This is a genomic window from Pseudomonas faucium (assembly GCF_021602585.1).
Classification (GTDB): Bacteria; Pseudomonadota; Gammaproteobacteria; order Pseudomonadales; family Pseudomonadaceae; genus Aquipseudomonas; species Aquipseudomonas faucium.
On the sequence record NZ_BQIP01000003.1, the window covers coordinates 65,749 to 79,298 of the forward strand.

Sequence of the window (13,550 nt, forward strand, 5' to 3'; positions counted from 1 at the left end):
ACGGCCAGGCCGGCGGCGGCTCGCGCCACCCGATGGCCGAGCGTTTCCGTGGCTACCTGCCGGTAGTGGTGGATGTCGAGACCGGCGGCTTCAACAGCGCCACCGACGCCCTGCTGGAAATCGCCGCCGTGACCATCGGCATGGACGAGAAAGGCTTCCTGTTCCCCGAGCACACCTACTTCTTCCGGGTAGAGCCGTTCGAGGGCGCCAACATCGAGCCTGCTGCCCTGGAGTTCACCGGCATCAAGCTGGACCACCCGCTGCGCATGGCAGTGAGCGAAGAAAGCGCGCTCACGGACATCTTCCGTGGCGTGCGCAAGGCGCTCAAGGCCAATGGCTGCAAGCGGGCGATCCTGGTCGGCCACAACAGCAGCTTCGACCTGGGTTTCCTCAATGCCGCCGTGGCGCGCAACGACCTGAAACGCAACCCGTTCCACCCGTTCTCGAGCTTCGATACCGCCACCCTCGCGGGCCTGGCCTACGGCCAGACCGTACTGGCGCGGGCCTGCCAGAGCGCCGACATCGACTTCGACGGGCGCGAGGCGCACTCGGCGCGGTATGACACCGAGAAGACCGCCGAGCTGTTCTGCGGCATCGTCAACCGCTGGAAGGAAATGGGCGGCTGGCGCGACTTCAACGACTGAGTCGGGCCCCCATCGCCGGCAAGCCGGCTCCCACAGTCACCAGCCTGTGGTGCCCCCTGTGGGAGCCGGCTTGCCGGCGATGGGGCCAGAACAGGCACTGCAAGCCTTGAATGCCAAGCATAAAAAAACCGGCCACCAGGGCCGGTTTTTTTATGCACGCGGCAATTACAGCTTGCCAGCGTTCTCGCTCAGGTAGGCAGCAACGCCTTCTGGCGAAGCGTTCATGCCCTTGTCGCCTTTCTTCCAGTTGGCCGGGCAGACTTCGCCGTGCTCTTCGTGGAATTGCAGGGCGTCGACCAGACGCAGCAGCTCGTCCATGTTGCGGCCCAGTGGCAGGTCGTTGACGATCTGCGAACGCACGACACCGTTGGTGTCGATCAGGAAGGCGCCACGGAAGGCCACACCGCCTTCGGACTCGACGTCGTAGGCCTTGCAGATTTCGTGGGTCATGTCGGCCGCCAGGGTGTACTTGACCTGGCCGATGCCGCCGTTGTTGACCGGGGTGTTACGCCAGGCGTTGTGGGTGAAGTGCGAGTCGATCGACACGCCGATCACTTCCACGTTGCGCGCCTGGAAGTCAGGAATGCGGTTGTCCAGGGCGATCAGCTCGGACGGGCAGACGAAGGTGAAGTCCAGTGGGTAGAAGAACACCAGGCCGTACTTGCCCTTGATGGCCGAGGCCAGGTTGAAGCTGTCGACGATCTCGCCGTTGCCCAGCACAGCTGGAACGGTGAAGTCGGGGGCTTGTTTGCCAACGAGTACGCTCATTGTAATCTCCTGATGAGGGTGAAGAACCGTTTGCCGGGCCAAGGCAGGCTTGCCCGACATCCAACAAAGGCCGACCATCATACACGGCTTCTGATGACAGGCCGAATCCAACCGCCGGTCGCTCAAGCGCGGCCCTTTCAGAAAGCCCTTTGACAAGCATTCTCATTAACATTAAGCTCCAACCCATCGACTCAACCCGCGATGGTCAGCCCTTATGTATGTGTGTCTTTGTGTCGGCGTTACCGACGGACAGATCCGCGATGCGATCTATGAAGGATGCTGCAGTTACAAGGAAGTCCGGGCTGCGACCAACGTCGCCAGCCAATGTGGCAAATGCGCCTGCCTGGCCAAGCAAGTGGTCCGCGAAACGATCACCGAGCTGCAGGTAAGCCAGCAAGCCGCCCTGCCCTACCCGGTGGAATTTACCGCCGCTTGATCCAACAGAATTCGAAGAACCGGACCTCGTGTCCGGTTTTTTTATGCCCATAATTCAATAAGTTAGCGTTCCAACGCGGTTCACAAACATTCTTATTCCTATTAATTTTCACTTATTATTCAATAACTTAGGTTTGACAGCCCTAAGTATCGGGCTCAAACTTCCCTGTATTGGCACACTTATCAGGGCAGGAACCCGAAATGAAAGGCGACGTAAGCGTCATCCAGCATCTCAACAAGATCCTCGGAAACGAGCTGGTCGCGATCAACCAGTACTTCCTGCACGCCCGCATGTACGAAGATTGGGGCCTGAACAAACTCGGCAAGCACGAGTACAAGGAATCGATCGACGAGATGAAGCACGCTGACAAACTGATCAAGCGTATTCTCTTCCTCGAAGGCATCCCCAACGTCCAGGACCTGGGCAAGCTGCTGATCGGCGAACACACCAAGGAAATGCTCGAGTGTGACCTGAAGATCGAACAGAAAGGCCTGATCGACCTGAAAGCCGCCATCGCCCATTGCGAAACCGTCGGCGACTTCGGCTCGCGCGATCTGCTCGAAGACATCCTCGAATCCGAGGAAGAGCACATCGACTGGCTGGAAACCCAATTGAGCCTGATCGACAAGATCACCATCGAGAACTACCTGCAGTCGCAGATGGGCGAAGAGTAATTTTCGCAGGCAATAAAAAACCCGCCTTGAGCGGGTTTTTTATTGCCTGCGTGTTGCTCAGGCTTCGGAAGCCTTGGCCTTGGCGGCCGCTTCCTTGATCAGGGTCTGCAGATCACCCTTCTCGAACATTTCCAGCATGATGTCGCTGCCGCCGACCAGCTCGCCCGCTACCCACAGCTGCGGGAAGGTTGGCCAGTTGGCGTACTTGGGCAGGTTGGCGCGGATTTCCGGGTTCTGCAGGATGTCGACGTAGGCGAACTTCTCGCCACAACCCATCACGGCCTGCGAGGCACGCGCAGAAAAGCCACACTGTGGGGCATTCGGCGAGCCTTTCATGTAAAGCAGAACGGTGTTGTTGGCAATCTGCTCTTTGATCGTTTCGATGATATCCATGTAGCACCTCGGCTGAACTTTGCGACGCTGTCGTCGGACGGTGACGCATTGTAACGGAATCCCAAGCGGCGCGCTCGGCCTCTCCATCGCTCAAGCGGCCTCCACCTGCACAGGCACGCCATTGAGCGCCGCGTTGCCGGACACTTGGTCGCGCAGGCGCTCGTCGGTCAGGTCGTTGGCACTCACGCCAGGCTGCGCCTGGGCGATCTCCAGCTGCACGCCCAGGCGCGAATGGCCGAAGCCATGGGGCAGGCTGACCACACCGGGCATCATGTCCTCGCTGGCCTGCACCTCGACTTCCAAAGTGCCGGTGCGCGAACGGATGCGCACCTGCTGGCCATCCTGCAAGTGCCGTTGCTGCAGGTCCTGCGGGTGCATCAACAGCTGATGGCGCGGCTTGCCTTTGACCAGACGATGGAAGTTGTGCATCCAGGAGTTGTTGCTGCGGATGTGGCGGCGGCCAATCAGCAGCAGCTCGCCAGCCCTCGGCGGCGCCTGCCGGGCAAGGCGCTGCAGGTCGTCCAGCAGCACCTGGGGCGCGGCCTCGACGGCCTTGCTGGCGGTGCCCAGGCGCCCCGCGAGGTTGGCCCGCAGCGGGCCAAGGTCCAGGCCGTGGGGATGTTGGGCCAGGGTTTCCAGCGAGAGTTTCAGGGTAGAAGTATCGCCATAGCGCCCCTTGCGCAGCGCATGGTCGATCATCTGTGCCGGCGCCAGAGTGGGTTTGAGCACCAGCTCGGCACGCTCGGCAAACGCCCGTGCCAGGCCGACGAAGATCTCCCAGTCATGCAGCGCCCCCTCAGGCTTGGCCAGGATCGCTCGGTTGAAGCGCGTGACATTACGCACCGCCAGCAGGTTGAAGGTGCTGTCGTAGTGGTCGTTTTCCAATGCCGAGGTGGACGGCAGGATCAGGTCGGCGTGGCGCGTGCTCTCGTTGATGTAGAGGTCGATGCTGAGCATGAACTCCAGGCCCTGCAGCGCGCGGTCCAGTTGCCGGCCATTGGGGGTCGACAGCACCGGGTTGCCAGCCACGGTCACCAGTGCGCGAACCTGGCCCTCGCCAGGGGTGAGCATTTCTTCGGCCAGGGCCGCAACAGGCAGCTCTCCGCCATATTCGGGCAAGCCCGACACGCGGCTTTGCCAGGCGTTGAAATGCCCACCTGAGGTGCTCGCCACCAGGTCCACGGCAGGTTCGGTGCACAGCGCCCCGCCCTCGCGGTCAAGATTGCCGGTGACCAAATTGATCAGTTGCACCAGCCAATGGCAGACGCTGCCGAAGGCTTGGGTCGAAACGCCCATGCGGCCATAGCACACGGCCTTGTCGGCCGCTGCGAAATCCCGTGCCAGCTGGCGAATGTCTGCCGCGTCGATGCCGCAGTGCGCGCTCATGGCCTCGGCACTGAACGGCGCGATGGCCTCGCGCACCTGCTGCAGGCCGTTCACCGGCAAGTGCGTGCCACGTGCCAGGTCTTCGTCGAACAAGGTGTGCAAAAGGCCGCCGAGCAGGGCCGCATCGCCCCCGGGGCGCACGAACAGGTGCTGGTCGGCCATCGCGGCAGTTTCGCTGCGCCGCGGGTCTACCACCACCAAGCGCCCGCCCCGGGCACGCAGGGCCTTCAGGCGCTTTTCCACGTCTGGCACGGTCATGATGCTGCCGTTGGAGGCCAAAGGGTTGCCGCCGAGGATCAGCATGAACTGGGTCTGGTCGATATCAGGGATCGGCAGCAGCAGGCCGTGGCCGTACATCAGGTGGCTGGTCAGGTGCTGGGGCAGTTGGTCCACCGAGGTGGCGGAGAAGCGGTTGCGGGTCTTGAGCAGGCCAAGAAAGTAGTTGCTATGGGTCATCAACCCGTAGTTGTGCACGCTGGGGTTGCCTTGATAGACCGCCACGGCGTTGCGCCCGTGGGCCTGCTGTATCGCCCAGAGCTTGTCGGCGGCCAGGGCGAAGGCTTCGTCCCAGCCAATGGCCTGCCACTGCTCGCCGACCCGCTTGTGCGGTTGGCGCAGGCGGTCGGGGTCGTGCTGGATGTCCTGCAATGCCACGGCCTTGGGGCAGATATGGCCGCGGCTGAACGGGTCGTCAGGGTCGCCCTTGATCGAGCTGATGCGCGCAGCACCATCAGGCTCATGGCTGATTTCGATGTTCAGCCCGCAGATGGCTTCGCACAGGTGACAGGCACGGTGATGCAGGGTCTTGGTCATGGCCGCCTCTGCCTTGTTGTTGTCCAAGGGTGACTATGCGCCCCGCCCCGGCCCCCTTCCAGCCGGCTTCGTGGCGTGAATCCTGCGACATCAGGCAGACGATTCGCGCCAGCGCCGGGCAAAGCCATTTGCCAAATTGCCAGCAAGCCGTGTACAAACCCTGTAGCAAATAAAAAACAGCACGGGCTCAACGGGTAAATACACCCTTTGCAACAGAGCCGCTGTTTCCCCTCTTGGTTTCAGGCGACATTTAATTATAGTATTGCGCCTTTCCCTATTTCGTCCGCCCCGTGCGGCTTACGCCGCAGGTCACTCCCGTTGTCAAAAAAAACCATACGGTCGACCTGCATTTCGTTGCAGATAAGGTAGTCAATCATGAGCGCTAGGCACTTTCTCTCCCTGCTGGACTTCACCACCGACGAATTGCTCGGGGTGATCCGCCGCGGCATCGAGCTGAAGGACCTGCGCAAGCGAGGCGTGCTGTTCGAGCCGCTGAAGAACCGCGTGCTGGGCATGATCTTCGAGAAATCCTCGACCCGTACCCGCGTGTCGTTCGAGGCCGGCATGATCCAGCTCGGCGGCCAGGCCATCTTCCTGTCGCCGCGCGACACCCAGCTGGGCCGCGGCGAGCCGATCAGCGACAGCGCCATCGTGCTGTCGAGCATGCTCGATGCGGTGATGATCCGCACCCATGCCCACAGCACCCTCACCGAATTCGCCGCCAACTCGCGGGTGCCGGTGATCAACGGCCTGTCGGACGAATCGCACCCCTGCCAACTGCTGGCCGACATGCAGACCTTCCTCGAGCACCGTGGCTCGATCCAGGGCAAGACCGTGGCCTGGATCGGTGATGGCTTCAACATGTGCAACTCGTACATCGAGGCTGCCCGGCAGTTCGACTTCCAGCTGCGCATCGCCTGCCCGCAAGGCTACGAGCCGGACCCACGCTTCATGGCCCTGGGCGGTGACCGCGTGCAGATCATCCGCGACCCGCAGGAAGCAGTGCGTGGTGCCCACCTGGTGACCACCGACGTCTGGACTTCCATGGGTCAGGAGGAGGAAACTGCACGGCGCCTGGCGCACTTCGCGCCTTACCAGGTCACCCGCGAAATGCTCGACCTGGCGGCACCCGATGCCCTGTTCATGCATTGCCTGCCCGCCCACCGTGGTGAGGAAATCAGCCAGGACCTGCTCGACGACCCGCGTTCGGTCGCCTGGGACCAGGCTGAAAACCGGCTGCATGCGCAGAAGGCCCTTCTCGAATTCCTTGTCGAACCGGCTTACCACCACGCATGAGTCAACCCCTACTGCTCAACCTGCGCAACCTCGCCTGCGGCTATGGCGACCAGCGCATCGTCCAGAACCTCAACCTGCACCTCAACGCAGGCGACATCGGTTGCCTGCTGGGGTCTTCGGGGTGCGGCAAGACCACCACGCTGCGCGCCATCGCCGGCTTCGAGCCGGTCCACGAGGGTGAAATCCAGCTGGCCGGCGAAGTCATTTCCCGCGCAGGCTTCACTCAGGCACCGGAAAAGCGCCGCATCGGCATGGTGTTCCAGGACTACGCGCTGTTCCCGCACCTGACCGTGGCGCAGAACATTGCCTTTGGTATCGCCAAGCACCCGCGCCAGGCGCAGGTAGTCGAAGAAATGCTCGAGCTGGTCAAGCTCGGCGGCCTCGGCGGGCGCTACCCGCACGAGCTGTCAGGCGGCCAGCAACAGCGCGTGGCCCTGGCCCGCGCGCTGGCCCCCGAGCCGCAATTGCTGCTGCTCGACGAGCCGTTTTCCAACCTCGACGTGGAACTGCGCCGGCGCCTGAGCCATGAAGTCCGCGACATCCTCAAAAGCCGTGGCACCAGCGCGATCCTGGTCACCCATGACCAGGAAGAAGCCTTCGCGGTCAGCGACCACGTGGGCGTGTTCAAGGAAGGCCGCCTGGAGCAGTGGGATACCCCCTACAACCTCTACCACGAGCCGCAGACGCCATTCGTTGCCAGTTTCATCGGCCAGGGCTACTTCATCCGTGGCCAGATGAGCAGCCATGAGGCGGTCAACACCGAACTGGGCGAGTTGCGTGGCAACCGCGCCTACACCATGGCCCCGGGCAGCTCGGTGGACGTGCTGCTGCGCCCCGATGACATCGTCCATGCGCCCGACAGCGCATTGCGCGCGGCCATCGTTGGCAAGAGCTTCCTTGGCGCATCGACGCTGTATCGCCTGCAACTGCCGACCGGCAGCCAGCTGGAAGCGATCTTCCCAAGCCATGTCGACCATCAGGTGGGTGAGGATGTGGGGATTGCGGTGAAGGCCGACCACCTGGTGCTGTTCCCGGTGCCCGGCAGTGTCGCGGCGCAGCTGCCGCGACAAGAGAATGGGGTTCGCCGCTACAGTTCGGCGACCTGACCACCACACCCGGGGCTGCAGTGCAGCCCCGGGTGCTTTCTAGCCCCGGCCAATTCCGGCGAACGTGCCCTGGGTATGCTCCGCCAGCACCTTCGCTGCCAACTCGACTTCCAGCCCTCGCCGTCCAGCACTGACATGGATGGTTGCAAAGTTTTGCGCGGAATCATCGATGAAGGTGCGCAGGCGCTTCTTCTGCCCCAATGGGCTGATGCCTCCCACCAGGTAGCCGGTGGCGCGCTGCGCGGCAGCCGGGTCGGCCATCTCGCACTTCTTAACGCCCGCGGCATGGGCCAGCGCCTTGAGGTCCAGGGTGCCCACCACCGGCACCACCGCCACCAGCAACTCGCCCTTCTCACTGCTCGCAAGCAACGTCTTGAACACTTGTTGCGGGTCGAGCGCCAGCTTTTCTGCCGCCTCCAGCCCGTAGGACGCCGATTTCGGGTCATGTTCATAACTGTGCACGCGGTGTTCGGCACGGGCTTTTTTCAGCAGGTCGAGGGCGGGGGTCATGCAAGGCTCCGGTCTGGGACAGGTCGGCGGCTACTTTAGGATAAATCCCACATCCCAGCCAGCTTATGGCCTACGGGACTGTCTAGCCTGCGGATTCGGCCCGGCATGGGGCGTTCAGAACGTGACCGATGGTTCACTTTCGACCTTTGACATAAGCGTTTCTTGTCTATATTTTTTCGTTTCTGAATAAATGGTGCACTTTTTAGGTGCATTCCTGTATCCGTCCGGGGTCAATGGGGATAGGCCCCGGGCATTGCTGTCGAGCGCCACGCGCCTCACAACAAAAAAAACCGAGGTCATACATGACGACTGCTCTGCGCGAACCCACATTGTCCAGCCAATGCCTGGCCGAATTTCTCGGCACGGCACTGCTGATCTTCTTCGGTACCGGCTGTGTCGCCGCCCTCAAGGTCGCCGGCGCCAGCTTCGGCCTGTGGGAAATCAGCATCATCTGGGGGGGCGGCGTGAGCATGGCGATCTACCTCACCGCCGGCATTTCCGGCGCGCACCTGAACCCCGCCGTGAGCATTGCGCTCGCCGTGTTCGCCGGTTTCGACAAACGCAAGCTGCCGTTCTACATGCTTGCCCAGGTGTGCGGAGCGTTCTGCGGCGCCGCGCTGGTCTACACCCTGTACAGCAACCTGTTCTTCGATTTCGAACAGGCCCATGCCATGTTGCGCGGCAGCCGCGAGAGCCTGGAGCTGGCCTCGGTGTTTTCCACCTATCCGCACCCACTGCTTTCCACTGGCCAGGCATTTCTGGTCGAAGTGGTGATCACGGCCATCCTGATGGCGGTGATCATGGCCCTTACCGACGACAACAACGGCCTGCCACGCGGGGCCATGGCACCGCTGCTGATCGGCCTGCTGATCGCCGTGATCGGCAGCGCCATGGGCCCGCTGACCGGCTTCGCGATGAACCCCGCGCGCGATTTCGGGCCAAAACTGATGACTTTCCTGGCTGGCTGGGGCGAAATCGCCTTCACTGGCGGTCGGGACATCCCCTATTTCCTGGTTCCGGTGTTCGCACCGATCCTCGGCGCCTGCCTCGGTGCCGCGACCTATCGCGGCCTGATCGCCCGCAACCTGCCGGAGGCGGCAAGCGCGAACCCAGAGACAAACGACAATCGCCAGGGCGATACTCAAGCCAACTGATGCGGCGCCCTGACCCCCTCATTTTGCAAGGCCTACGACCATGACAGACACCCAGGATAAGCACTACATCATTGCCCTGGACCAGGGCACGACCAGTTCGCGGGCCATCATTTTCGACCGCGACGCCAATGTGGTCGGCACCTCCCAGCGCGAGTTCGCCCAGCACTACCCGCAAGCGGGCTGGGTCGAGCACGACCCGATGGAAATCTTCGCCACCCAGAGCGCAACCATGGTCGAAGCCCTGGCCCAGGCCGGCATCAGCCACGCCCAGGTGGCTGCGCTGGGCATCACCAACCAGCGCGAAACCACGGTGGTATGGGACAAGGAAACCGGCCGCCCGGTGTACAACGCCATTGTCTGGCAGTGCCGGCGCAGCACCGAAATCTGCGCCCAGCTCAAGCGAGACGGGCATGAGCAGTACATCCGCGAGACCACCGGCCTGGTCACCGACCCGTACTTCTCGGGCACCAAGCTCAAGTGGATCCTGGACAATGTCGAGGGCGCCCGCGAGCGCGCCGAGCGTGGCGAGCTGCTGTTCGGCACCATCGATACCTGGCTGATCTGGAAGTTCTCCGGTGGCAAGGTGCATGTCACCGACTACACCAACGCCTCGCGCACGCTGATGTTCAACATCCACGACCTGCAGTGGGACGACAAGCTGCTGGAAATCCTCGGCATCCCGCGCCAGATGCTGCCGCAGGTGCGCCCGTCCTCCGAAGTCTATGGCCACACCAAGAGCGGCATCGCCATCGCCGGTATCGCCGGCGACCAGCAGTCCGCGCTGTTCGGCCAGATGTGCGTGGAGCCGGGCCAGGCCAAGAACACCTATGGCACCGGCTGCTTCCTGCTGATGAACACCGGGGACAAGGCAGTGAAGTCGTCCCATGGCCTGCTCACCACCATTGCCTGTGGCCCACGGGGCGAAGTGGCCTATGCACTGGAAGGCGCCGTATTCAACGGTGGCTCGACCGTGCAATGGCTGCGCGATGAGCTGAAGATCGTCAACGACGCCCTCGATACCGAGTACTTCGCCAGCAAGGTCAAGGACAGCAACGGCGTGTACCTGGTGCCGGCCTTCACCGGCCTCGGCGCGCCGTACTGGGACCCGTATGCACGCGGTGCGCTGTTCGGCCTGACCCGTGGGGTGAAGGTCGATCACATCATCCGCGCCGCGCTGGAGTCGATCGCCTACCAGACCCGCGACGTGCTCGACGCCATGCAGCAGGACTGCGGCCAGCGCCTGTCCGAGCTGCGCGTGGACGGTGGCGCGGTGGCCAACAACTTCCTCATGCAGTTCCAGGCCGACATTCTCGGCACCTGCGTCGAGCGCCCGCAAATGCGCGAAACCACGGCCCTGGGTGCGGCATACCTGGCGGGCCTGGCCTGTGGTTTCTGGAGTGGCCTGGAGGAGTTGCGCGGCAAGGCGATCATCGAGCGCGAGTTCAGCCCGCAGCTGGATGAAGCGCAGAAGGAGAAGCTGTACGCCGGCTGGCGTAAAGCGGTCGATCGTACCCGTGACTGGGAAGACCACGAGGCCTGATGTGATGTGATTGTGGCCTCATCGCCGGCAAGCGCTGCTCCTGTGGCAGCCGGCTTGCCGGCGATGAGGCCGCCTGGCGGCCCATCGTCTACTGGCCGTGATCCCCTTCCTACGGCATCATTGCAGAATTTGTCCGGCTGCCCCAAAGGACCGCCCATGAATCTGCCCCCACGCCAACAACAAATTCTCGAGCTGGTTCGCGAACGCGGCTATGTCAGCATCGAGGAAATGGCGCAGCTTTTCATCGTCACCCCGCAAACCATCCGCCGCGATATCAACCAGCTGGCCGAGCTCAACCTGCTACGCCGTTACCACGGCGGTGCGGCCTACGACTCGAGCATCGAGAACACCGCCTACGCCATGCGCGCCGACCAGATGCGCGATGAGAAGCAGCGCATCGCCGAAGCCGTGGCCCGGCAGATTCCCGACCATGCCTCGCTGTTCATCAACATCGGCACCACCACCGAGTCGATCGCCCGCGCCCTGCTCAACCACAACCACCTCAAGGTCATCACCAACAACCTGCACGTGGCCGCGATCCTGGCCGCCAAGGACGACTTCGAAGTCCTGGTCGCCGGCGGCACGGTGCGCCGCGACGGCGGCGTGGTCGGCCAGGCCAGCGTCGACTTCATCAGCCAGTTCAAGGTCGACTTCGCCCTGGTCGGCATCAGCGGCATCGATGAAGACGGCAGCCTGCTGGATTTCGACTACCAGGAAGTACGTGTTTCCCAGGCGATCATCGCCAACGCCCGGCAGGTAATCCTCGCCGCCGACTCCAGCAAGTTCGGGCGTAACGCCATGGTGCGCCTGGGCTCGATCAGCCTGGTCGACTGCCTGGTCACCGACCAGCCGCCCACCCCGGCGCTGGGCGAGCTGCTCAACCAGCACAAGATCCGCCTCGAGGTGGTCTGAACCCATGGCGGGCCATTTCGCGGCCCGCCATTTTCGTTAATGTTCACTTTATTGTCATTTGATCAGTTTTTTCTATGAAGACTGACTGGCGACCGGCTTTCTCTTGCGCTAGTATTTTCGGAAACGAACATCAATGTTCATATTCGATGTGAACAGCTCCAGGAGGCCTTGCCCGTGTCCCAACCCGTTTCGTCCCAGCCCCCCCTCGCCGACTGCTATGACCTCGCCGTGATCGGCGGTGGCATCAATGGCGTGGGCGTTGCTGCCGACGCCGCCGGGCGTGGCCTCAGCGTGTTTCTCTGTGAGAAGGACGACCTTGCGCAACACACCTCCTCGGCCAGCAGCAAGCTCATCCACGGTGGCCTGCGTTACCTGGAACACTACGAATTCCGCCTGGTGCGCGAGGCCCTGGCAGAGCGCGAAGTGCTGTTGGCCAAGGCGCCGCACATCGTCAAGCCGATGCGTTTCGTGCTGCCCCATCGCCCGCACCTGCGCCCGGCCTGGATGATCCGTGCCGGCCTGTTCCTGTACGACCACCTGGGCAAGCGCAAGCGCCTGGGCGCCTCGCGCAGCCTGCGCTTCGGCGCCGACTCGCCGCTCAAGCCTGCAATCAGCCGTGGCTTCGAATACGCCGACTGCGCCGTCGACGACGCCCGCCTGGTGGTGCTCAATGCCATGGCCGCCCGCGAACACGGCGCGCACATCCACACCCGCACCCGTTGCCTGCGCGCCGAACGTACCGATGGCGTGTGGGAAGTCGAACTGCAGGTCGCCGACGGCAGCGTGCGCACGATCCGCGCCCGTGCCCTGGTCAACGCCGCCGGGCCTTGGGTCGCCAGCTTCATCAAGGACGACCTCAAGCTCGATGCGCCCTACGGCATCCGCCTGATCCAGGGCAGCCACCTGATCGTGCCGCGCCTGTACGAGGGCGAACATGCCTACATCCTGCAGAACGAAGATCAGCGCATCGTCTTCTGCATCCCTTACCTGGACCGCTTCACCCTGATCGGCACGACCGACCGCGAGTACAGCGGCGACCCGGCCAAGGTAGCGATTACCGAGCAGGAAACCGACTACCTGCTGAACATCGTCAACGCCCACTTCAAGCGCCCGCTGAGCCGCGAAGACATCCTGCACACCTACTCCGGTGTACGGCCACTGTGCAATGACGAATCGGACAACCCTTCGGCAGTCACTCGCGACTACACCCTGGCGCTGTCGGCCGAGCAGGGCCAGGCACCGCTGCTGTCGGTGTTCGGTGGCAAGCTGACCACCTACCGCAAGCTGGCGGAATCGGCCATGGCCGAACTCAAGCCCTTCTTCAACCAGATGCGTGGCAGCTGGACGGCCGAAGCGGCCCTGCCCGGTGGCGAACAGATGTCCAGCGTGCAGGCGCTGGTCGATGCCCTGCTGGCACGTCACAGCTGGCTACCAGTGGATATCGCCAAGCGTTGGGCCTTGACCTACGGCACCCGCGCCTGGCAACTGCTCGATGGCGTACAGGGCCCGGAAGACCTGGGCCAGGCCATCGGCGGCGGGCTGTTCAGCCGCGAGGTGGACTACCTGCGCAGTGCCGAATGGGCAATCAGTGCCGACGATATCCTCTGGCGCCGGACCAAGCTCGGCCTGTTCACCACCGCCGCAGAGCAGCAGGCGCTGGTTACCTACCTCGCGCTTGCACAGCAGCAGCGCGCCGCCTGACCCACCCCTCCTCCTCCTCCACTGCAGCGGCCACGGCCGCTGCAGCTGTTTTTACACCCTTGCCCCGCGGTAAAGGGCACGCGCCAACCACCCACCTTTCACCCAGCTGTGGTAGATAGATCACAACCCCCTTCGTTCGGCTTTCCGAACAAGTGGCCGCATTGCATTCGGCCAGCCGTACAAAAGGCCAGCCGAGCGCCTCGTACCAAAGGTGTAA

13 protein-coding genes are annotated in these 13,550 nt (G+C 63.0%); 9 read left to right on the forward strand and 4 right to left on the reverse strand.

The genetic code is table 11. From position 1 onward, the window contains the following. Nucleotides 1–32: 32 nt before the first annotated feature. Nucleotides 33–644, forward strand: a complete 612-nt coding sequence (gene rnt / locus L6D75_RS05150; RefSeq protein ID WP_236409926.1) for a ribonuclease T — start codon at nt 33–35, stop codon at nt 642–644. A 165-nt stretch (nt 645–809) separates the two neighbouring features. On the opposite strand, the gene L6D75_RS05155 is transcribed toward rnt, so the two are convergent. After that, nucleotides 810–1,412 (reverse strand): peroxiredoxin, encoded by a 603-nt coding sequence (locus tag L6D75_RS05155; protein ID WP_023629028.1) that lies wholly within the window; start codon nt 1,410–1,412, stop codon nt 810–812. A gap of 214 nt (nt 1,413–1,626) precedes the next feature. Between L6D75_RS05155 and L6D75_RS05160 the strand changes: the two genes are divergently transcribed. Continuing rightward, the gene (locus L6D75_RS05160; RefSeq protein WP_008099571.1) at nt 1,627–1,848 is read left to right on the forward strand and encodes a bacterioferritin-associated ferredoxin; all 222 of its coding nucleotides are present in this window, start codon (nt 1,627–1,629) and stop codon (nt 1,846–1,848) included. Nucleotides 1,849–2,048: 200 nt separating this feature from the next. After that, a complete protein-coding gene (bfr, locus tag L6D75_RS05165; protein WP_054899445.1) occupies nt 2,049–2,522 on the forward strand; it encodes a bacterioferritin in 474 nt (157 codons plus the stop codon). A gap of 57 nt (nt 2,523–2,579) precedes the next feature. Here the strand turns inward: bfr and grxD are convergent, their stop codons facing one another. Continuing rightward, entirely contained in the window at nt 2,580–2,915 is a 336-nt protein-coding gene (gene grxD / locus L6D75_RS05170) for a Grx4 family monothiol glutaredoxin (protein WP_176511062.1), read from the reverse strand. A gap of 90 nt (nt 2,916–3,005) precedes the next feature. Further along, entirely contained in the window at nt 3,006–5,114 is a 2,109-nt protein-coding gene (locus tag L6D75_RS05175; protein WP_176511061.1) for a molybdopterin oxidoreductase family protein, read from the reverse strand. Between the two features lie 375 nt (nt 5,115–5,489). On the opposite strand from L6D75_RS05175, the gene argF reads away from it, so the two are divergent. After that, a complete protein-coding gene (gene argF / locus L6D75_RS05180; protein ID WP_176511060.1) occupies nt 5,490–6,410 on the forward strand; it encodes an ornithine carbamoyltransferase in 921 nt (306 codons plus the stop codon). Then, a complete protein-coding gene (locus tag L6D75_RS05185) occupies nt 6,407–7,516 on the forward strand; it encodes an ABC transporter ATP-binding protein (protein WP_176511059.1) in 1,110 nt (369 codons plus the stop codon). Before argF ends, L6D75_RS05185 begins: the two co-directional genes overlap by 4 nt. 39 nt (nt 7,517–7,555) lie before the next feature. Here the strand turns inward: L6D75_RS05185 and ybaK are convergent, their stop codons facing one another. Next, nucleotides 7,556–8,026, reverse strand: a complete 471-nt coding sequence (gene ybaK / locus L6D75_RS05190) for a Cys-tRNA(Pro) deacylase (RefSeq protein ID WP_176511058.1) — start codon at nt 8,024–8,026, stop codon at nt 7,556–7,558. A gap of 302 nt (nt 8,027–8,328) precedes the next feature. On the opposite strand from ybaK, the gene L6D75_RS05195 reads away from it, so the two are divergent. The 4 genes from L6D75_RS05195 to glpD all read left to right on the forward strand — a co-directional run bounded on the left by L6D75_RS05195 (nt 8,329) and on the right by glpD (nt 13,333). Continuing rightward, nucleotides 8,329–9,180 carry an MIP/aquaporin family protein gene (locus tag L6D75_RS05195; RefSeq protein WP_176511057.1) on the forward strand — a complete coding sequence of 284 codons (852 nt, stop codon included), beginning with the start codon at nt 8,329–8,331 and terminating at the stop codon, nt 9,178–9,180. A gap of 40 nt (nt 9,181–9,220) precedes the next feature. Next, the gene (glpK, locus tag L6D75_RS05200) at nt 9,221–10,720 is read left to right on the forward strand and encodes a glycerol kinase GlpK (protein WP_176511056.1); all 1,500 of its coding nucleotides are present in this window, start codon (nt 9,221–9,223) and stop codon (nt 10,718–10,720) included. A gap of 156 nt (nt 10,721–10,876) precedes the next feature. Next, nucleotides 10,877–11,632 carry a DNA-binding transcriptional repressor GlpR gene (glpR, locus tag L6D75_RS05205; RefSeq protein WP_176511055.1) on the forward strand — a complete coding sequence of 252 codons (756 nt, stop codon included), beginning with the start codon at nt 10,877–10,879 and terminating at the stop codon, nt 11,630–11,632. A gap of 174 nt (nt 11,633–11,806) precedes the next feature. Further along, nucleotides 11,807–13,333, forward strand: a complete 1,527-nt coding sequence (gene glpD, locus L6D75_RS05210) for a glycerol-3-phosphate dehydrogenase (protein WP_176511054.1) — start codon at nt 11,807–11,809, stop codon at nt 13,331–13,333. The last annotated feature ends 217 nt before the right edge of the window (nt 13,334–13,550 follow it).

What these genes read in the sequence shown, in the direction of transcription:
- rnt (WP_236409926.1), top strand. Translation starts at nt 33, where the DNA reads ATGGCCGAGCGTTTCCGTGGCTACCTGCCGGTAGTGGTGGATGTCGAG.
- L6D75_RS05155 (WP_023629028.1), bottom strand. Translation starts at nt 1,412, where the DNA reads ATGAGCGTACTCGTTGGCAAACAAGCCCCCGACTTCACCGTTCCAGCT.
- L6D75_RS05160 (WP_008099571.1), top strand. Translation starts at nt 1,627, where the DNA reads ATGTATGTGTGTCTTTGTGTCGGCGTTACCGACGGACAGATCCGCGAT.
- bfr (WP_054899445.1), top strand. Translation starts at nt 2,049, where the DNA reads ATGAAAGGCGACGTAAGCGTCATCCAGCATCTCAACAAGATCCTCGGA.
- grxD (WP_176511062.1), bottom strand. Translation starts at nt 2,915, where the DNA reads ATGGATATCATCGAAACGATCAAAGAGCAGATTGCCAACAACACCGTT.
- L6D75_RS05175 (WP_176511061.1), bottom strand. Translation starts at nt 5,114, where the DNA reads ATGACCAAGACCCTGCATCACCGTGCCTGTCACCTGTGCGAAGCCATC.
- argF (WP_176511060.1), top strand. Translation starts at nt 5,490, where the DNA reads ATGAGCGCTAGGCACTTTCTCTCCCTGCTGGACTTCACCACCGACGAA.
- L6D75_RS05185 (WP_176511059.1), top strand. Translation starts at nt 6,407, where the DNA reads ATGAGTCAACCCCTACTGCTCAACCTGCGCAACCTCGCCTGCGGCTAT.
- ybaK (WP_176511058.1), bottom strand. Translation starts at nt 8,026, where the DNA reads ATGACCCCCGCCCTCGACCTGCTGAAAAAAGCCCGTGCCGAACACCGC.
- L6D75_RS05195 (WP_176511057.1), top strand. Translation starts at nt 8,329, where the DNA reads ATGACGACTGCTCTGCGCGAACCCACATTGTCCAGCCAATGCCTGGCC.
- glpK (WP_176511056.1), top strand. Translation starts at nt 9,221, where the DNA reads ATGACAGACACCCAGGATAAGCACTACATCATTGCCCTGGACCAGGGC.
- glpR (WP_176511055.1), top strand. Translation starts at nt 10,877, where the DNA reads ATGAATCTGCCCCCACGCCAACAACAAATTCTCGAGCTGGTTCGCGAA.